Annotated in this window: 14 protein-coding genes and 1 pseudogene; 5 read left to right on the top strand and 10 right to left on the bottom strand. The window is 68.7% G+C overall.

What is annotated here, in order from left to right:
- Positions 1-242: 242 nt before the first annotated feature.
- Positions 243-1,352 carry a carboxylate--amine ligase gene (locus tag ACP99_RS07235; protein WP_049985952.1) on the top strand — a complete coding sequence of 370 codons (1,110 nt, stop codon included), beginning with the start codon at positions 243-245 and terminating at the stop codon, positions 1,350-1,352.
- Between the two features lie 28 nt (positions 1,353-1,380).
- Here the strand turns inward: ACP99_RS07235 and ACP99_RS07230 are convergent, their stop codons facing one another.
- Positions 1,381-2,304, bottom strand: a complete 924-nt coding sequence (locus ACP99_RS07230; RefSeq protein ID WP_049985951.1) for a glycosyltransferase family 4 protein — start codon at positions 2,302-2,304, stop codon at positions 1,381-1,383.
- A gap of 4 nt (positions 2,305-2,308) precedes the next feature.
- On the bottom strand, positions 2,309-3,313 hold the full coding sequence (locus tag ACP99_RS07225; RefSeq protein ID WP_049985950.1) for a GNAT family N-acetyltransferase: 1,005 nt from the start codon (positions 3,311-3,313) through the stop codon (positions 2,309-2,311).
- 196 nt (positions 3,314-3,509) lie between these two features.
- On the opposite strand from ACP99_RS07225, the gene ACP99_RS07220 reads away from it, so the two are divergent.
- Complete coding sequence (locus tag ACP99_RS07220) at positions 3,510-3,767, top strand: DUF5789 family protein (RefSeq protein WP_049985949.1); 258 nt, start codon at positions 3,510-3,512, stop codon at positions 3,765-3,767.
- Here the strand turns inward: ACP99_RS07220 and ACP99_RS07215 are convergent.
- The 4 genes from ACP99_RS07215 to ACP99_RS07200 are packed head-to-tail and all read right to left on the bottom strand — an operon-like array spanning position 3,746 to position 7,968.
- Positions 3,746-4,711, bottom strand: coding sequence for a polysaccharide deacetylase family protein (locus tag ACP99_RS07215; protein WP_231554235.1), 966 nt, complete (start codon positions 4,709-4,711; stop codon positions 3,746-3,748). The genes ACP99_RS07220 and ACP99_RS07215 overlap by 22 nt on opposite strands.
- The gene (locus ACP99_RS07210; protein ID WP_081927252.1) at positions 4,704-5,864 is read right to left on the bottom strand and encodes a DUF354 domain-containing protein; all 1,161 of its coding nucleotides are present in this window, start codon (positions 5,862-5,864) and stop codon (positions 4,704-4,706) included. The genes ACP99_RS07215 and ACP99_RS07210 overlap by 8 nt, the downstream gene beginning before the upstream one ends.
- Positions 5,861-7,375 carry a nucleotide sugar dehydrogenase gene (locus tag ACP99_RS07205; RefSeq protein ID WP_081927250.1) on the bottom strand — a complete coding sequence of 505 codons (1,515 nt, stop codon included), beginning with the start codon at positions 7,373-7,375 and terminating at the stop codon, positions 5,861-5,863. The genes ACP99_RS07210 and ACP99_RS07205 overlap by 4 nt, the downstream gene beginning before the upstream one ends.
- Entirely contained in the window at positions 7,375-7,968 is a 594-nt protein-coding gene (locus ACP99_RS07200; protein ID WP_049985948.1) for an acyltransferase, read from the bottom strand. The genes ACP99_RS07205 and ACP99_RS07200 overlap by 1 nt, the downstream gene beginning before the upstream one ends.
- 283 nt (positions 7,969-8,251) lie before the next feature.
- Here ACP99_RS07200 and ACP99_RS07195 point away from each other — a divergent pair, with 283 nt between their 5' ends.
- From ACP99_RS07195 to ACP99_RS07185, 3 genes are all read left to right on the top strand, one after another.
- A complete protein-coding gene (locus ACP99_RS07195) occupies positions 8,252-9,883 on the top strand; it encodes an alkaline phosphatase family protein (protein ID WP_049985947.1) in 1,632 nt (543 codons plus the stop codon).
- Positions 9,880-10,875: a GNAT family N-acetyltransferase gene (locus ACP99_RS07190; RefSeq protein WP_049985946.1), complete on the top strand. Its 996-nt coding sequence runs from the start codon at positions 9,880-9,882 to the stop codon at positions 10,873-10,875. The genes ACP99_RS07195 and ACP99_RS07190 overlap by 4 nt, the downstream gene beginning before the upstream one ends.
- Before the next feature lie 234 nt (positions 10,876-11,109).
- Positions 11,110-14,097, top strand: a complete 2,988-nt coding sequence (locus ACP99_RS07185; RefSeq protein WP_049985945.1) for a PKD domain-containing protein — start codon at positions 11,110-11,112, stop codon at positions 14,095-14,097.
- Positions 14,098-14,146: 49 nt separating this feature from the next.
- Here ACP99_RS07185 and ACP99_RS07180 read toward each other — a convergent pair whose 3' ends face one another.
- The 4 genes and pseudogenes from ACP99_RS07180 to ACP99_RS07165 form a co-directional block, all read right to left on the bottom strand.
- Positions 14,147-15,091, bottom strand: coding sequence for a Gfo/Idh/MocA family protein (locus ACP99_RS07180; protein WP_231554234.1), 945 nt, complete (start codon positions 15,089-15,091; stop codon positions 14,147-14,149).
- Between the two features lie 76 nt (positions 15,092-15,167).
- Positions 15,168-16,172 (bottom strand): annotated as a pseudogene (locus ACP99_RS19055) (DegT/DnrJ/EryC1/StrS family aminotransferase); the annotation flags it as partial.
- Positions 16,173-16,378: 206 nt separating this feature from the next.
- Positions 16,379-16,987 carry a metal-dependent hydrolase gene (locus ACP99_RS07170; RefSeq protein WP_197052375.1) on the bottom strand — a complete coding sequence of 203 codons (609 nt, stop codon included), beginning with the start codon at positions 16,985-16,987 and terminating at the stop codon, positions 16,379-16,381.
- Positions 16,960-17,958 (bottom strand): DUF1616 domain-containing protein, encoded by a 999-nt coding sequence (locus ACP99_RS07165; protein WP_081927248.1) that lies wholly within the window; start codon positions 17,956-17,958, stop codon positions 16,960-16,962. The genes ACP99_RS07170 and ACP99_RS07165 overlap by 28 nt, the downstream gene beginning before the upstream one ends.
- Positions 17,959-18,143: the final 185 nt, after the last annotated feature.

Raw genomic sequence — 18,143 nt, 5'->3', positions numbered from 1 at the left:
TCGTTATGCGGGAGACGCCGCTGGAACCGGCTCGGGCGGGGTCGGTCCGGAGACTCTGATCGCCCCTGAATCGTCTGCTGTGTCGTCTCTCTCCCCGACCGCGAGACCGAACTGTCTCCTGTGAGACGCCCCGACGCGTCTGAGGGGTGCTGGCCAGTTCCTTTGGGGTACGCACGTCTTACGCCACCAAATCCAACTATCTGTCACGTGTGGTTTTGTGTGTCCGCGTTGTGTACGCGGCTATGGAGGTCCTGATAACCGACGGGATGATGAAGAAGTCGCTCTCGGTGCTTCGCTCGGTCGCCCCCGTCGCGTCGCGGACGGGCGTCGTTTCGTCGTTTCCCCACTCGATGGCCGGGATATCTCGCTTCGCCGACGGAGAGCATCAGGTTCGAAGGACCTCGCCGCGGGCCTACGTCGACGGCGTGAACGAGGTCGTCGAACGGTACGGCTACGACTACGTGCTCCCCGTCGGCGGCTGGACGACGAACGTCTTCTCGGAACACCGCGACGCGCTGTCCGCCCCGATCGAGGAGGTCCTGCCGGGGCGGGAGTCGATGCGGATCGCCCAGGACAAGTGGCGGTGTTACCTCCTCGCGAGGGCTCTGGACGTCCCCGTCCCGGAGACAGTGCGACTCGACCCCGACGGCGACGTCTCGGCTGCGGACTCCCTCGGGTTTCCGCTCGTCGTCAAGGCCGGGACCGAGTCCGCCCCCCGGTTCGTCGAGTACGCCACCTCGGAGGCGGAACTGCGCGCGGCGGTCGACGACTACGCCGAGCAGTACACCGACTCACCGCTCGCACAGGAGTACCTCTCCGGGGAGGGCTGCGGCTTTTTCGCGCTGTACCTCGACGGCGAACCGGCAGGTAGCTACTCGCACCGTCGAATCCGGGAGTTCCCGCCGACGGGAGGCATAAGCGCCTGTGCGGAGTCCATTCTCGACGAGACGTTGACCGAGTACGGGACGCGAATCCTCGACGCGCTGGGGTGGAACGGGCCGGTGATGGTGGAGTTCAAACGCGATGCGACCGGGACGCCGCACCTGATCGAGATCAACCCGAAGTTCTGGGGCTCGCTCGACCTCGGGATCGCCTCGGGGCTGGACTTCCCCGAGGCGATGGTGCGGTATCTCCGGGACGGGACCCGACCGGATTTCTCCTTCTCCTCTCGGCGGTTTCACTGGCCGCTCTCGGGGGATATCCAACACGCGATCGCCCGACCCGACTCGACGCCCGCGATCTTCGGGGACCTCGTGTCACCGCGGACCGACACGAACCTCTCGGCGACCGACCCGCTCCCGCACCTCGTCGAGGGAGCGAAAGCGGTCGTCTCACCGTTTCTCGGGAGTTGAAGCGACCGGCCTGCATCCGGTCTCGCCGTCACGACGAGCCGACCGCTCGCTCGAAGACGGCTTCGAGGCGATCGAGCTGTCGAGAGAGGCCGATCTCGGCGATCGCCTCGCGCCCGTCGGAGCGCTCGCCCGTCCGGAGCGTCGCAGCGAGCGCCGCGGCGAGGGCGTCGTCGTCGTCGCTGACCGTCGAGTGGGCGATCGGCTCCAACCGCTCGGACAGGTCCCCCACGTCGGTGGCGATGACCGGGACGTTACAGGCCATCGCCTCCTTCACCGTGTTCGGCGATCCCTCCCGGTTCGACGTGAGCAGGATCGCGTCCGCCGCGTTCATCAACACCGGCATCCGGCTGTGTTCGACGCCGTCGGCGACCTGCAGTTCGATCGGTCGGTCGACGCGCTCGCGGGCCGACTCGACGACGCGCTCCGCCCGGTCGAAGTTCTTCACCGGCCGGAAGGGCCGATACGGGAAGAGCACCTGATAGCGGTCCTCCCGCCAGCCCACTTCCCGCCGCGCGAACGACTGCGGAAGCGGTCGGAACAGGTCGAGGTCGATCCCGTGTGGGATCACGTGCGTCGGGCGGTCGAGCAGGGCGGCCATCTCCGGCGACATGACGATCACTTCCTCGGCGAACCGAGCGCAGTACCGCGACAGCCACCCGTAGGTACCCATCAGGTCGCTGCCCCACAGCGACAGCACTGTCGGTAGTGAGGGCTGGACGACTGCCGGCGGTGCGCTGAGGCCGTAGTTCGCGTGCACGAGATCGTAGTCGCCGGCGGAGGCGGCGAGAACGCGCGGGTAGTACTTCGCGTAGGTCCACATCGACCGCCCTGACTCCTTCGATCGCCCGGGCACGGCCAGCGTGTCGACCTCGTGGCCCCGCTCGCGGAGCCCGTCGCACTGCTGGCGGTAAAAGCGCGAGTGACCGTTCGTGACGAGGCTGAGTACCCGCATCGAATCACCGCACGAACCGCTCGTAGACGCGCTTGGCGAGGTTCATCCGATACCCGCTCGTGTCGACGGCGTGGTACGGGACCAGTTCGCCGCCGAACTTGCTCTTGTAGCGGCAGAGCCGCTCGGTGTTGGCCCCGTGAAGATCGTAGAACCGGACCGAGTCAGCGGGCGGGTCCCCGACGACGTCGGCGATCACCCGCCAGTGGAGGAAGCTGTTCACCGCGACCCCCTCGTGAACCGTGCGACTGCCGCCCTGCCAGAAGTACGCGTCGTCGGCGGAGTACAGGACGGTGACGCCGGTGAGGAAGTCGCCGTCGCCGTCTCTGACGGTGTACACTCTCGCGTGCTCCCCGAGCGCCGTGACGAGGTCTCGCACGTACGGCCAGCGCAGCGGAAACGACTCGCCCTGCTCGGCGTATCGATCGCGGGTCTCCTCGAAGACCCGCTTCGCGTCGTCGACCCCGCCGCGCTCGACGCTGAGATCCAACTCGCGGGCGTCGTTGACCTCTCGTCGGAGGCTCTTGCTGGCGTCCGCGAGGACCGTTTCGGGGTCTCCGCCGTCGAGATCGAGGCGGTACGTGAACCGCGTCCCGACGTCGAAGTCGGCCCAACTGTACGGTCTGGGGTCACCGAACCGCGAGTGACACACCATCGAGAACAGCGTCGTCGGCGCGGTGAGATCCAACTCGTCGATCACCAAGTCGGCGAACGTCTGGTTCACTTTCTCCCGTTTCCGCCGCTTCGGGCTCGCCGGCATCACGACCGGCCCGAGGCGGGGGACGCCCATCCCCGGCGGCGGCGACGTCACGACGCGGCCCACCGGCAGGTCCCGGACGAACACCGGGAGTAACGCCGTGGGTCTGTCACCCTTGAAACCGCCGAGGAGTTCCATCTCTCCGGACGTGTGGTCGTCGAGCACGGACAGCGCTTCCGGGAAGTGAAACACCTCGAACCCGCGTTTTGGCAGCGCCGCGGCCCACTCAGACAGCGAGATCCGTTCGAGTTCCATTGGGAGTACTCTACCGCCTCGACGGCTTTGTTAACCCGCGCATACTGTCACGCTGCCGGCACGCTCTCGGTCTCGACGGCCGCCTCCCGCCGGTGGTGTCGGACGGTCGACCCGGTTCGTCCCGCGCTACCCGGACGGGCCGGCCGATGCGACCGCCCGGCTACAGCTTCAAGTGTCCTGTCGGCGTAGTGTGGCTATGGACCGAGAAGTGAAATTCAGTCACGTCCGAGAGACGCTCGAAGCGCTGGAGTACCCGATCGACCGCGCGACCGCGGCCGACGAACTCGCCGACGTGACGCTGTTGTTGGCAGACGGCTCCGAGAACTTCGGCGACCTAGTGGAATCGACGGGGAGCGAGACGTTCGAGTCGCCCGAGGATCTCGAGACCGAACTGCACAACGCGCTCCCGCGCGAGGCCGTCGGCGAACCGTATCAGTCCGAAGGCGACGCCTGATCCGCGGCCGCCGTGGGGTGATCGAGCCGCTCGTACAGCGCCCCCGGCGGTCCGACCCACGCCCCGAGTTCCAACGCGCGCTCGATCAACCGCCGGTACAGCGGACCGTACGCCGGCGTGTCCTCGCAGAAGAACCGCGGATGCCAGAGCACGCTCATCACCGCGCCGTTGGCTCTGGCTTCGAACAGGAGCGACTCCAGCGCCTCCCACGCGGCGGTCGGGTCGCGCTCGACCGGCAGGGCCATCTCCATCACGGTGAGCGGAAAGACGACGAACGAGTCGCCGAACGGGCGCTTGAGTCCGTAGCCGTACTGAAATCCGTACTCGGTCGACGAGCCGAGTGAGGTGTCGTACTCGAGGCCGATCGCCGCGTGGTGCTCCCAAGTGTCGGGGACCGAGAGGTTGAGATGGTGCTGTCTGATCCCGGTGACCTCCCGGCCCAGCACCGATTCGAGCCGCCGCTTCTCGTCGCGGAGTCGCTCCCGGTCGCGGTAGGAGTCGTAGGAGCCGTGCAGTCCGATCTCCCACCCGCCGGCGTCGAGGTCGTGGATCAGCTCTACGATCGCCGGATCGGTGAGATCGTAGCGCCCGGCGTACCGCATCCACGACTCCGGACTGAGCAGCTCTCGCCGGGGACGGTCGGTGAAGAGCGACTGCTCGTCGAGGAAGTTGAACGAGGAGCGGACGCCGAGGTCCGACTCGATCGCCTTGATCCGGTCGAACGACCAGTACGGATTCCGCCCAGGAAACAGCGATTTCAACTGTGCGAGGTCGCCCTCGCTGACGGCGTAGTAGATCGACTGATACGTCTTGTACGGCCGGTCGACGTCGTGGGTGAGACAGAGCGCGAAGGGCTTCCCCTCGGGGATCTGCCGCCGACGACGCGACGCGGCGTCTCCGGGCCGACCGCCGTCCGCAGCGGATTCCGACGCGGTATCAGTCATCGCCCTCCCCGTCCGCGAGCTTCCGCCCCCGCTCGTCGATCTGCGTGTCGAACCGAGCCGTCCCGGCCGCCACCGGCCGCCGTGGCGAGTCTTCCGCCTCCGGTTTCCCCGGGGTATCGCCCGCAACGCTCAGCACCCGTTCGACGATGTAGTCCGTGAGGTCGGGCTTGTCGGCGACGTATTCGTCCCGCCGCTCGCGCCAGCGACGCTCGGCGTCCGGGTCCGCGAACAGTTCCAGCGCGCGCTCGACGGCGCGGTCTTCCGCGGCCACCGATTCGACGAGCCCCGCCTCGGTGAGGACCTCGAAGTTGCTGAACTGGTCCGTCCCGGCGTACGCGCCCGACCTGACCGTGGGCGTCCCGAGGATCCCCGCCTCGGTCGCCATCGTGTTGGAGTCGGTGACGAGGAGCGACGCCTCGCTCAGTAGGTCGTGCATCATCGCGGGCGGCACGGGGATCTGCGCCGCGTCGACGTCGGCGTCGACGCCTCGCTCCGTCGAGACGTACACCGCCGTGTCCGCTGAAAGCGCCCGCACGAGGCGTCGTTTCGCAGCCGCGGAGAAGCCGTCGAGCCCAACGTCGTGGTGCGCTCCCATCTCGACGAATCGCAAGACAACGTAGGGATCGTCGGGATCGACGCCGAACTCGCGTAACCGGTCGCGGTCGGGATCGAACCGGTCCGGGTGGAGGTAGGCCAGTTCCTGGACCCCGGCGTGGCGGTCGTGAGATTCCCCGAAGTCGGCCTCGAACGTCGCCGGCGTACAGAGCCGATCGGTGAACGGCGCGAGCGCGCTCGCCAGCCGGTTGGTCCCCTCGTGGTCGTGGAAGGCGACCGCGCCCGCGCCGACCATCTTCGCCGCGTGGACGGCAGTGGGACTGAGCCGGCTGACGATCACGTCGGGATCGAACCGGGCGGCGAACCGGACCGTCCTGACGTCCCGCAGGAGCCACTCGGGCACCAGCGCCGCCTTCCGGGTCCCCTTCTTGGAGAGCACCGTGTGTGCGATGCCGTAGGCGTCCAGCAGGTCGGTCGTGATCTCCTTCTCCCGGGAGGTGACGGCGACCGCGTGCCCGTCGCGGGCGAGTTCTTCGATCGCGTGCTTGAACAGGTGCACGTGTGCCGGATGGGTGACGTCGAACTGAATGCGGCTCATCGTTCGCTCCGGTCCCGCGGCTCTCGGTTCGCGTCGTCCGTCTCCTCCTCGCCGCCGTCGAAGACGGTCCTGCTTCCGGACAGTTCGCCGACGCCGTCGTTCACCGTCTCGGTGCCGCCGCGTGGTTCGCCGCGAACGGCGTTCGCGTCCGCCCTCGGATCCGATCTCGCTCTCGGGGAGCCGATGGCGTACCCGGCGTGACGGGTCCCCTCCAGATCGAGGGCGTCGTGACAGTCGACCACGATCGTCGGCTCGACGTCCGCCCAGTCGATCGACGCGAACTCCTCGTGGGGGGTCACGACGACGATCGCGTCCGGGTTCAGGTCGAGGCCGCGCTGCAGGGGAACCGGTTCCGCAGCGATGCGGTCGGGGCCGTCGACGAGCGGGTCGCTGCTGTAGACGTCCGCACCGCGCTTGGCGAGGCCCTCTGCGATCGGAACCGCGGGGCTGTTCCGCGTCTCGGCCACGCCGGGCCGGTAGGTCGTTCCCAAGAGCAGGACCGTCGCCTCGGCGGTCTCGGTCCCGGCGTCGGCCAGCGCGTCGCGCACGAGGTCCACGGTGAACGCGGGCATCGACTCGTTGACCGCGCGTCCGACTCGCGTCAGAGGGCTCTCGACGTCGAACGTCGAGAGCAGGAAGTGCGGGTACACCGGGATGCAGTGCCCGCCGACGCCGGGTCCCGGCGAGAGGATCTTCGAGTGCGGCTGGCTGTTCGCCGCCGAGATGGCGTCTCTGACGTCGATCTCCATCGCGTCCGCGTACCGCGCGAACTCGTTGGCCAGAGCGATGTTGACGTCGCGGTAGACGCCGCTGAACACCTTCATCGCCTCCGCCGTCGTGGCGTCGTCGAGGGTGATGACGTCGTTGTCGGTCACCTCGTCGTAGAGGAGCGCGGCGACCCGGGTGCTCTCCTCGTCGACGCCGCCGACGACCTTCGGGTACGCCTCTCTGATGTCTTCGAGCGCGCGACCGCTGAGCGTTCGCTCCGGGCAAAACGCGACGCCGAAGGAGGTTTCGCTGAGGCCGCTGCGCCCGGCCAGCGTCGGGACGACGACGTCCGCGCACGTCCGCGGTGGCACCGTCGATTCGATGCAGACGGTGTCGCCGGGATCGAGCCCCGCGGCGACGTCTTCGAGGACAGCCCCGAGCGCCGAGAGGTCGACCTCGCCGTCGTCGTCCACCAGCGTCGGGACGACGACGACGTGTATCGCGGCGTCGTCGGCCGCTTCGGCGGGGTCGGACACGGCGTCCAGCCTCCCGGCGTCGACGACGTCCGAGAGCAGTTCCGGGAGCCCCGGCTCCCCCGAGACCGGGCACTCCCCGCGCCGGACCGCGTCGACGACGTCCTCGTCGATGTCGGCACCGACGACCGATCCCGTCACGTCCGCGAGCACCGACGCGACGGGGAGGCCCATCTTTCCGAGGCCGTAGACCGCGATCGGCACGTCGCCGTTCAAGAGCGCGATCCGCTGGGCCGCCGGACCGAGGTCGGACCCGTAGAGTCCGGTCATCACAGGTCGTTCCTCCCGGCGAGCTCGTCGGGGAGCGGTCGATGTCTCGCCGGCGACCCGACCGCGAGCGTCTCCGGCGGCACGTCGTCGGTCACGACCGCACCGGCCGCGACGAACGCCCGCTCGCCGACGGTTATCCCCGGGAGGAGCGTCGCGTTCGCGCCGATGCTGACGCCGTCTTCCAGCGTCGGGCCGACGAGTTCGACGTCGGTCCGCGCCGGATAGGGGTCGTTCGTCAGCACCGCCCGCGGGCCGACGAACACCTCGGCCCCGATCGACGTTTCGCTGGGGACGTAGACGCCGGTCTGGAGGCTCGTTCGATCGCCGATCGTCGTCGCGCCGTCGACGACCGTCTTCGTCCCGACGAGGACATCGTCGCCGATCCACGTGTCCTCCCGGACGAGGGCGTCGTGGCCCGTCGTGAAGTTCTCGCCGATCCTGACGTTCGGGTATATCACCGTCCCCGAGCGGATCCGCGCGCCGTCGCCGACCACCGTGACTGCGTCGTCGCCGTCACCGCCGATCCGCACGCCGGGGTCGATACGGGAGTCCTGCCCCACCGCGTTCGATCGGGATTCGTTCGACGCCGTCATCGCTTCCCGTTCGGGTGCTCGCCGGGCGGTGCTCGGCGCTCGGTGACTCTACTCCGGTCGCGTTTACTCCGATTGTAACTGCGTCTCATAGTGATGGTAACCACGATAGATCGTCCGTCTGCGACGGTTTCGCCGACCGTCGCGTGATCTGTCGAAGCATCTCCGCTGGAGCACTTTGTTATGCGATAGTTTCCGCCGTAGCGGCCGGCTTCGGATCGTTCAGTCCTTCGATTCGGGCGTATCGAGGGGCTAACAAAGCCGAACTGTGCCGGACTTCTCCCGTATGTCTGAGACAGGTGCGACGGGACCCCGCACGCTCGTGATCGGGATCGACGCGCTCAGCCGCGACGTGTTGTCTCGGCTCTCGAAGGGGACGGCTCCGACGATCGAGTCGATCCTCGCGTCGGGGGCGAGCGGGCCGCTGGAATCGCAGTTGCCGCCGTGGACGCCGAGCGCGTGGCCCTCGATCTACACGGGCGTCAACCCGGGGAAACACGGGGTGTACGGGTTCCTCCGCTTCGACGGGTACGACTGGGACGTCGTCAACTCGACGGACGTCCGCGAGCGATCGATCTGGGAGCTCTGTTCGGCGCAGGGGCTCACGAGCGTCGTCGTCAACGTCCCCGTGACGCATCCGCCGCCGACCTTCGAGGGGGCGTTGATCCCGGGCTACACCGCCCCGGAAGACCCCGAGTGTCACCCGCCGGGGCTGCTCGCGGAGGTCCGCGACGCCGTCGGCGAGTACCGGCTCTACAACCGACAGCTCCGCGAAGGGGCGTCGAAGGCCGACCGCATCGACGGCTACGAGGAACTCGTCGAAATGCGCGGGAAGGCGTTCCGGTACCTGCTCGACCGCGAGGACCCCGACTTCGCGTTCCTCCAGTTCCAACAGAGCGACACGGTCTTTCACGAGTTTCCCGACGGTGACGCGCCGGACCGCGTCTACGCGGCGATCGACGCCGAGATCGAAGCGACGATGGACGCGTTCCCCCCGGAGACGGTCGTACTCGTCAGCGACCACGGGATCGGGCCCTGTTCGGGCTACGAGATCCGGCCGAACGCGCTCCTGCGCGACCGCGGGGACGTCGTGACGACCACCGACGGGGAGAAACCGTCGTGGTCGGACATCTCGACGCGCCGGTTGCGCGCGGGCGACGAGACCGACGTCGATTCGACGGACGACGGCCCCTCCGCGGTCGAGCGAGCGCTCGCCGCGGCCGCGGGCGTCGGGCTCACCAGCCAGCGCATCGGGACCGTGCTCCGGAAACTCAGACTCGACGGACTCGTGTTACAGGTGGTCTCCGCCGACCTCGTGGCCGCCGCCGAGGAGACGGTCGACTTCCCGAACTCGACGGCGTACCTCCGAGACCGGATCGAACTCGGGGTCCGCCTCAACCTCGAGGGGCGCGAGCCCGACGGGACGGTCGGCATCGACGAGTACCGGGAGCGCCGCGCCGACATCGCCGACGCGTTCGAGTCGCTCCGCACGCCCGACGGCGAGCCGGCGTTCGAGGCGGTGCTCCCGCGGGAGGACGTCTTTCACGGTCCGTACGTCGACGACGCACCGGACCTGCTGCTCGTTCCGAACGAGTTCGAGCACACGCTCTCGGCGTCGATACGAGAGGAGACGTTCGGATCGCCGCGCGAACCGTGGACGCACAAGCGGGACGGGATCGTCGCCGTCGCCGGTTCCGGCGTCGACCCCGTCCCCGTCGAAGACGCCCACCTGTTCGACGTCGCGCCCACGGTCCTCGCGACGCTCGGCGTCCCCGTCAGCGACCGGATGGACGGGGCGGTGCTGCCCGTCGTCGAGGACCCCGGGAGCGAGTCGTATCCGCCCTATCGCGGGGAGAAGGTTCCGACGCGCGACGCCGACGTCGAAACGCGACTCGCGGACCTCGGGTACCTGGAATGAGTATCGACGTTCGTCCCCTCGAAGACGACACAGAGTGGAACTCCCTCGTCGATCGGGCCGACGGGAGCACGCCGTTTCACCGCCGGGAGGCCCTCGACGTCTTCGCCGACCACACCGATACGACGCTCTACCCGCTCGTCGGGTACAAGGGCCAGGAGCCCGTGGGGCTCTTCCCGGTTTTCGAACTCCGGAAGGGGCCGCTCTCGGCGGCGTTCTCGCCGCCGCCCGGACGGAAGATCCCCTACCTCGGCCCCGTGGTGTTTCGAACGCCCGGGGTGAAACAGCGCACCCACGAGAAGACCCACCGCCGGTTCGTCGACAGCGCGATCGACTACCTCGACGAGGAGATCCGCCCGCGGTACGTGAACGTCCGCCCGCCGCCGTCGTACCACGATCCGCGGCCGTTCCTCTGGGCCGGGTTCGAGGCCACTCCCCGATACACCTACCACGTCGACATCGACAGGCCGGCCGACGAGGTCCTCTCTGCGGCGAGTAGCGACCTCCGGTCGAACGTTCGAAAGACGGCGGAGGGCGACTATCAGATCGACGAGGCCGGCCGCCCCGAGATCACGAACGTGATCGAGTTCGCGCAGGCGCGCCACGCGGAACAGGGCATCTCCTACGGCGTGACGACCGCCTTCGCGTCCGACCTCGCGAGCGCGCTCCCCGAGCACGTGGCCGCCTACGTCTGCACGGCCGCGGGGGAGTTCGCCGGCGGCGCGATCGTGCTCGTCGACGACGACGCCCTCTACCGCTGGCAGAGCGTCGTCGACTTCGAGGCTCCCGTCCCCGCCCACGACCTCCTCGATTGGCACCTCATCGAATCGGGTATCGATCGCGGGGTCGACCGCTACGACCTCGTCGGAGCCAACGAACCGCGGCTCTGCGAGTACAAATCGAAGTTCGCCCCCGAGGTCGCGACCTACTACGAACTGACCCGCAGTCCGGTGCCGCCCTCCCTCGTCGCCGCCGCGTACGATCGACTGCGGTGACCGGCCGATAAGCCTCCCATTACCCTCGTTTCACGGGTTTTCACCGAGTATAACAATGTCCGCAGCAGGGCGTTTGTACGCCCGGGACTCCCCGTTCGACGGTTCAGCAATTCATACTATGATTATCGACATCGTTACACCGCCATCGACCGCAGCGCGCTCCACCGGCTTCGAGAACCGCTCTCCCGTCGTCCCGACGCACCGTGAGCGGATCCACCGTTCGGAGCCCCGGCGATGAGTGGACGCGCTCGACCGACGGAGAACCGCGGCTCGTCGGACCGTCGAGCGGAACCCCGACCGATCCGGGAGCGCTTCCGGATGCGCTGGCTGATCGTCGGCGCGCTCGCGGTGGTTCTCGTGGTCTCGCTCACCGCGGGCGTCTCGACAGCCAACGAGCACGGCGACGTCGCCGTCGAACAGGACGGCGTCTGCCGGGTCGTCGATCCCGTCTCGACCGAGCAGACCGCCGCGGAGTTCTACGACTACAGCGGCGGATCCAGTCCGTATAGCTCCGAGGGGACCGTCCAGTACCAGCAGAACGACACGAGTATTCTGCTGTTCCACGACGGTCCCGACGGCCTGAGTATGATCGTCGTCCACGATCGGTATCCCGGCGACGCGAACGATTCCGGGACCGACGGTGGCGTGGCCTCCTTCGACGTCAGCGGTCTGCCGACGGACGGCGAGTGGACCGTCGAGGACGACGACTACGAAAACCAAACCGATCAGTTTAGCCACGCGGGCAGCGAGAGCGAACTCGATTGGGTCTGGACGACTGGCCGGAACGACGGCGCGGCGTTCACCGGGCTCGAACCCGGTTCGGCGATCCGGATCGACCCGGCGTTCAACGAGGACGCGGCGCTCGAACCTCAGTTCGAGGGAGAACAGGGCGTGATCTCCTCGTGGCAGGCGATCGACAACACCGACGACGGGTTCGAGCGCCGCCAGCTGTCGAGTCTCGAAGCGCCCGTGTACGTCTGGGTCGGGTCCTGCGCCGACCGACCGGGCCCCGACGCGTCGCTCGACGCGACGCCGGCGGCGGTTGGAGTCGGTGACGCGGTCACGCTGGACGCCTCAGCGACCACCTCCGTGCGCCAGATACAGGAGTACCGCTGGGACCTGACCGGGAACGGGACGACCGACTCGGTCACCACGGAGCCGACGCTCGAAACCGACTTCGACGCCCCGGGAACGTACAACGTCTCCGTGACCGCCGTCGACGACGCGAACGGCACCGGGACGGCCACCGCCGCGGTCGACGTCGGCGCGGGTGACGCGCCCGCGGCCGCACTGAACGTCACCGACACGGCGACGGCGGGCGAAGCGGTCCAGTTCGACGCGAACGCGAGCACCGTCGACGAACCGCCGGCTACCTACGAGTGGCGGGTCGACGGCGAGACGGTGGCGACGACCGACCAATCAGCGTTCGAGTACGCGTTCGATTCCCCCGGCGAGCGGACCGTCGGGGTGGTCGTGACCGACGGCGTCGGCCGCGCCGGTACAGCGAACGCGTCGGTTTTGGTCAGCGAACCGCTGTCGGCGGAGCTCGGCGTCCCCGAGGAGCCGGTCGACGTCGGTGAGACGGTGACGCTCGACGCCTCTGGTTCGACCGGCGAGATCTCGTCGTTCGCGTGGTCGTTCGGCGACGGGAACTCCTCGGAAACCAACGAGAGCAGCGTCGAACACAACTACTCGTCGCCGGGCGAGTACGCGGTGATGCTCACCGTCACCGACGAGAGCGGAGACTCGGCGCAGGCGAACGCGACGGTACTGGTCGAACTACCGAGCCCGACGGCCGCGCTCGACGGGCCCGACGAGGTGGACGCCGGCGAACCGGTCGCGTTCGATGCGAGCGATTCCGTCGCCGCGGAGGGCAACCTGACCTACGAGTGGCGGATCGACGGCGAGCCCGTCGCGAACGCCACCGCCTCGACGTTCGAGACGACGTTCGACCAGCCGGGGACCCACACCGTCTCGGTCGTCGTCACCGACGGCACGAATCGGTCGGACACGGCCTCGGCGACGGTATCGGTCGCGGCCCCGCTCGCTGCGGTCGTCGAAACCCGACCTGACGAACCGACGGTCAACGAGTCCGTGACGTTCGACGGACGCAACTCGACCGGTGACGTCGGTAGCTACGAGTGGACGCTCGTCGACGCCGGGCGCGAGGAGGGTAACGAAACTGACGGCAACGAGTCAGTCGCGAACAGGACGGCGGAGGGGCCGGAAGTCACACACACATACGACGAGCCCGGGACCTACACCGTCATCCTAACTGTCACGGGAGAGAACGGGACGGCGACCGCGTCGGTTTCGGTGCAGGTCGCCGACGATACTGGTGATAGCGACGGAAACGGTGACGGCGACGAGAGCGAGGACACCGATGATTCCGCCGGCGATCCCGGCGGCCCGCCGGGCGGTGGCGGCGCACCGAGCGGAGGCGGTGGTGGCGGAGGAGGCGGCGGTGGCAGTTCCGGAGGCGGTGGCGGCGGATCCAGCGCCCCCGACCCGGCAGAACCGGACCTCTCGGTGACGGCCATCGAGGCCTCCGATGCGGTCGCAGAGCGCAGTTTCGATATCAACGTCACCGTCGGCAACGCCGGCGACCTCGCCGGCAACGCGTCGATCCCGGTCTCCGTCGACGGCGAGGAGCGGGGCGTCGTGGACGCGACCGTTCCACCCGGCGAGAACGTCACCCGGACGGTTTCGGCGACGGTCTCGGAACCGGGCGTCATCGACGTCGAAGCGGGAGAGCGGTCGACGACAGTACGGGTTCGACCGGCTGAGGTCGACCTACGGCTCACCGCGATCGAGTTACAGCGCGACAGCATCGACGTCGGCGACGACGCGGTGGTGGTCGCGACGGTCCGAAACGACGGCACGATTCCGGGAGACTACCGCGCCGAACTCTCCGTGTCCGGGTCGGTCGCCGCGGTCGAGACGGTTCGAGTGATGCCCGGGGAGACCGAGCAGGTCCGGTTCGAACAGCGGTTCGAGGCGGCCGGGACCTACGACGTATCGGTCGGCGATCGGTCCGCGCAAGTCACCGTCGGCAGCGGTGACGCCGACGCCGCGGGCGACGGCGCGTCCGGGACGACGGCGACCTCCGGCCCCACCGAGACGCTGGGTGCGGTCGACGGGTTCGGACTTCCGGTGGCGCTGCTCGCCGTGGTGCTCGCGGGACTCGTGGCCGCGTACGCCGCTCGATCGAAGAACGAGTGAACCGTGAGGCGGGGTCGGCGACCGACCGATTGCCGCCCCGCCGCGCGCGTTACTGCATCGCCTCGCGAATTCGCGTCGCCAGCGAGAGCGCGTCGATCCCGTCTTCCCCGGTGACGACCGGCGTCGTCCGGTTCCTGACCGCATCGACGAAGGCCCGAAGCTCCTTTTTCAGCGGCTCGCCGTTGTCCACCGTCGGCCGCTCGACCACGCGCTCGCTGCGGTAGCGGAGGTCCCCGTCGTCGGTGAGGTACGTCGGGCGCGTCCGACGGTCGATCCAGACCGCCCGATCGCTGTAATCGACCGTCACCAGGCAGTCCGTCGCGGTGAGCGTGAGCTCCCGAACCTTCCGCTGGCTCACCCTGCTCGCCGTCAGCGACCCCACTATGTCGTTGTCGAACTGCAGCGAGGCGTTCACGTACTCCCGGTCCGGGCTGCCCGTCGCCGCCACCGTCCGGACTCCGCCGTCGACCAGCGACTGGATCACGTCGATGTCGTGGATCATCAAGTCGAAGACGACGTCGTTGCTGACGTCTCTCCCGTCGCCGACCGGCGGGCCGAGCCGTCTGGCTTCCACGGCGACGAGGTCGAGGTCCTCGACGAAGTCTCGGACCGCGATCACGGCCGGATTGAACCGCTCGACATGTCCCACTTGGAGGGTGACGCCGGCCTCCGCGGCGGCGTCGACGAGCGAGCGCGCCTCCGCGACCGTCGGGGTCATCGGCTTCTCCACGAGCGCGTGCACGCCCGACTCGATCGCCCGGAGTCCGATCTCGTGGTGGAACCTCGACGGGACCGCGATCGAGACGGCGTCGACCCGCTCCAACAGCGCCGCCGTCGACGCCGCTTCGGCGTCGTACTCGGTCGCCACCGCCGCGGCGGTCGATTCGTCCTCGTCGGCGACCCCGAGGAGGTTCACGTCTGGCAGTTCGTGGTACACCCGGGCGTGATGTCGACCCATACTCCCGACGCCGACGACGCCGACGTCGATCGTCACGGCTCGAACCCCGCGAGGCGTCGGCGATCGTCCGGACCTCGGCGCGGTCCAGTTTCGGATGGACCGGAATCGACAGCACGCGCTCGGCGGCCCGCTCGGCCACCGGCGCGCTCGCCTCGACGTCGGCGTACGCGGGCTGGCGGTGGATCGGCGTCGGGTAGTAGACGCTCGTGTCCACCCCCGCGGCAGCGAGGTGGTCTCCGAGCGCGTCTCGGTCAGCACACCGCACGGTGTACTGGTGGTACGCGTGGCGCGTTCGCGTCGGAGTCGGCGGGGCCGAGACCGACGGCTGATCGGCGAGCGCGTCGTCGTAAGCGGCGGCGTTTCGGCGACGAACCTCGACGAAGTCGTCGAGGCGTTCGAGCTGACGGGTGCCGATCGCCGCACCGAGACTCGTCAGCCGGAAGTTGTGCCCGACTGTCGCGTGTTCGTAGCGGTCCGTTCTGCCGTGATTGACGAACCGCGCGACCCGGTCGGCCACCGCCGAATCGTCGGTGAGCACCATCCCGCCCTCGCCGGTCGTGATGTTCTTGGTCGGGTAAAACGAGAAGCACGCGGCGTCGCCGAGCGAGCCGACGGGTCGGCCGCGGTAGCTCGCGCCGTGTGCCTGCGCGGCGTCCTCGATAAGCGGAACCCCGTGCGCGTCGGCGATCGATCGCAGCTCGTCCATCTCGGCCGGAAGCCCGTACAGGTGCACCGCGAGGATCGCGTCGACCGCGCCGTCGCGGTCCGCTATCGCCGCGCGGACCGCGTCGGGATCGAGGTTCAGCGTCTCCGGGTCGACGTCGGCGAAGACGGGCTCTGCCCCGCAGAGGCGAACCGCGTTCGCCGTCGCGACGAACGAAAACGGCGTCGTGACGACGGCGTCGCCCGGACCGATCTCCAGGCCGCGGAGCGCGGCGTGCAAGGCCGTCGTTCCGTTCGAGGTCGCGACCCCGTGATCCGCCTCCGCGTGGTCGGCGACGGCCGCCTCGAAGGCTCGCACCGCCGGGCCGTCGGCGAGCCGCGCGGTCTCGACTGTCTCTATCACGTCGCTGAGCGCGCCGAGCCCGAGATCGGGGGCGGCTATCGGAACGCTCATCCACCGCTCTCCACTCTCTCGCCCGGCCGTGGGCGTCCGCTAGCGGTGCTGGCATCCCTTCGGAACGTTGGCTGAGGCGGTGACATTGTCGTCTGTAGAACGTACCCGGATAACGCGCCGATTCGGGCTTTGTTATAGCCGGCGTGTCGTCGGTACGTGGCGGCTTCGGGTCGCCGTGCGTGCCTTGCCCTGTCGTTCCGAGTCGGTCACTTTCGCGTGTTCGGCGTCACCGCGGCGCGGAGTTCGCTGACGCCGGGGGCACCGTCGACGAGCCACACGGCGACGCAGGAAAACAGCGCCACGGCTCCGACGACGGCCGCCGTCCCGGCGTCCCCCTCGAGGATGTCGGCGACGTACCGTCTGAGATATTCGAGAAGCGTCCCCGAAAATCCGCCGGTGTAGGTGGTCTCGACGGTCCGAACCGGCCAGAGCACGCGTTCGATCGGGAGCCGCCCCTCGGTGAGGTAGCCGACGAGGAGGTCGCCCGGCAGGTGACTCAGATAGCCCACCGCGAACGCCGCGCCGACGCCCCGCTTTCCGCGCTCGCTCAGGAAGTGAGTCACTCCGAGTGCGATGGGGACCGCGAAAAAGACGGAGTGAGCGGCCCCGTACCCGGAGCTGAAGACGCCGAATTCCCAGCCCAGCGGCTTGTCGACGAGGTCGGGCGAGACGGACGCGAGGACCACGACGACGGCCTCCGCGCCGGTCGGTGGTCGACGCCGGACCGCGTGAACGAGCAGCGACCACGCGAGGTAGCCGACGGCTGCGTGTTCCCAGGGCCACATCGTCAGGCCGAGGGAGTGACCGTCGTCCACACGTGTAAGTGCCGATACGCCGTGTCCGGGCGCGGGCGGTCGGGGGCGTCACCGCGGTAGAGGTAGTACCCGAGCCGGAGGTCCTCGCCGACCATCGACGGGGCGACCGTGTGGTTGCGGAGTGTCTCTTCTCCGTCGGCGACGCGTATCGACGTTCGATCCAGTTCCTCGCTTTCGATCACTCTGTACTCCCCGTCGGCGTCGACGACGCGTTCGAGCACGACGACGACGGTGTAGTCCATCGGCTCGGACTCGGCGTTGTGGACGCCCCACGCGAGCGTGGCCTCCTGTCCGACGGTGAGGTTCTCCGGGTACCCGGCGGAGGTGTACTCACCGTCGCCGTCGGGCGTCACCACGTAGAAGTCGGTGTAGGACTGCCCGGCGGGGCCCGCACTCATCGCGAAGCCGAACATCCCGACCGTCAGGAGCACGCTGCAGACCACACCGACCGTCAGCGCGCGGTCGGCCACCGACCCGCGCGTGAACGCCGTCACGACCTCGTCGTACCAAGATTCGACCGGCAGGGACACCCGATAGCCGGCGGGCATCCGGTACCGTCTGATGGCGGCGATCCCGCCGACGGCGAGCACGTAGACCAACACCGCACCGCTCACGAGACCCGCGGTGATCGCCGAGGCGACCGTCCCGATCACCAGTCCGATCAAGACGAGAACGAACAGGCTCACGCCGAGCGTCAACACGCCGCGTTGCCGGAGCGATATCCCCGATCGCTGCTCGGAACTCCGGGATCGGGTCTCGATACCGCGGCCGGGAAACAGCGCCGCGAGCGTCACGTACCCGGGGAGGATCCACAGGAGAATCCCGCCGGCGAGAAGCCGCAGTAGCCCGTCGGTTCCGACGACGATGACGAGGTACATCCCGGTCCCGACCAGCCCCGAGAGGAGGAGATCGATCGGCGCGTAGCTCACCGGCCCGAATGACGAGCCGTGCCCCACTCCGTCCCCGCGCATTATCCGAGTACGGTCGGGGCGCGTTCGCGGCTCGGTTGCCGTCCTCGTTCTGCCCACTGTCGATCGAGCGGTCTCGTCCGATCACCGCGACCGGATCCCGCTCGCACTCTGGCCGCCGTTGCGTCGCAGCGAACGCGCTGTGTCATGTACTGGGTGCTCGCCGTGAAATCGGCATTGTAATGGTC

The organism is Halobellus rufus (assembly GCF_000739575.1).
GTDB classification, from domain to species: domain Archaea; phylum Halobacteriota; class Halobacteria; order Halobacteriales; family Haloferacaceae; genus Haloquadratum; species Haloquadratum rufum.
This window is presented reverse-complemented; position numbering and strand designations above follow the sequence as displayed.

Coding starts and splice junctions, on each gene's coding strand:
- ACP99_RS07235 (WP_049985952.1), top strand. CDS start 243: ATGGAGGTCCTGATAACCGACGGGATGATGAAGAAGTCGCTCTCGGTG.
- ACP99_RS07230 (WP_049985951.1), bottom strand. CDS start 2,304: ATGCGGGTACTCAGCCTCGTCACGAACGGTCACTCGCGCTTTTACCGC.
- ACP99_RS07225 (WP_049985950.1), bottom strand. CDS start 3,313: ATGGAACTCGAACGGATCTCGCTGTCTGAGTGGGCCGCGGCGCTGCCA.
- ACP99_RS07220 (WP_049985949.1), top strand. CDS start 3,510: ATGGACCGAGAAGTGAAATTCAGTCACGTCCGAGAGACGCTCGAAGCG.
- ACP99_RS07215 (WP_231554235.1), bottom strand. CDS start 4,711: ATGACTGATACCGCGTCGGAATCCGCTGCGGACGGCGGTCGGCCCGGA.
- ACP99_RS07210 (WP_081927252.1), bottom strand. CDS start 5,864: ATGAGCCGCATTCAGTTCGACGTCACCCATCCGGCACACGTGCACCTG.
- ACP99_RS07205 (WP_081927250.1), bottom strand. CDS start 7,375: ATGACCGGACTCTACGGGTCCGACCTCGGTCCGGCGGCCCAGCGGATC.
- ACP99_RS07200 (WP_049985948.1), bottom strand. CDS start 7,968: ATGACGGCGTCGAACGAATCCCGATCGAACGCGGTGGGGCAGGACTCC.
- ACP99_RS07195 (WP_049985947.1), top strand. CDS start 8,252: ATGTCTGAGACAGGTGCGACGGGACCCCGCACGCTCGTGATCGGGATC.
- ACP99_RS07190 (WP_049985946.1), top strand. CDS start 9,880: ATGAGTATCGACGTTCGTCCCCTCGAAGACGACACAGAGTGGAACTCC.
- ACP99_RS07185 (WP_049985945.1), top strand. CDS start 11,110: ATGAGTGGACGCGCTCGACCGACGGAGAACCGCGGCTCGTCGGACCGT.
- ACP99_RS07165 (WP_081927248.1), bottom strand. CDS start 17,958: ATGCGCGGGGACGGAGTGGGGCACGGCTCGTCATTCGGGCCGGTGAGC.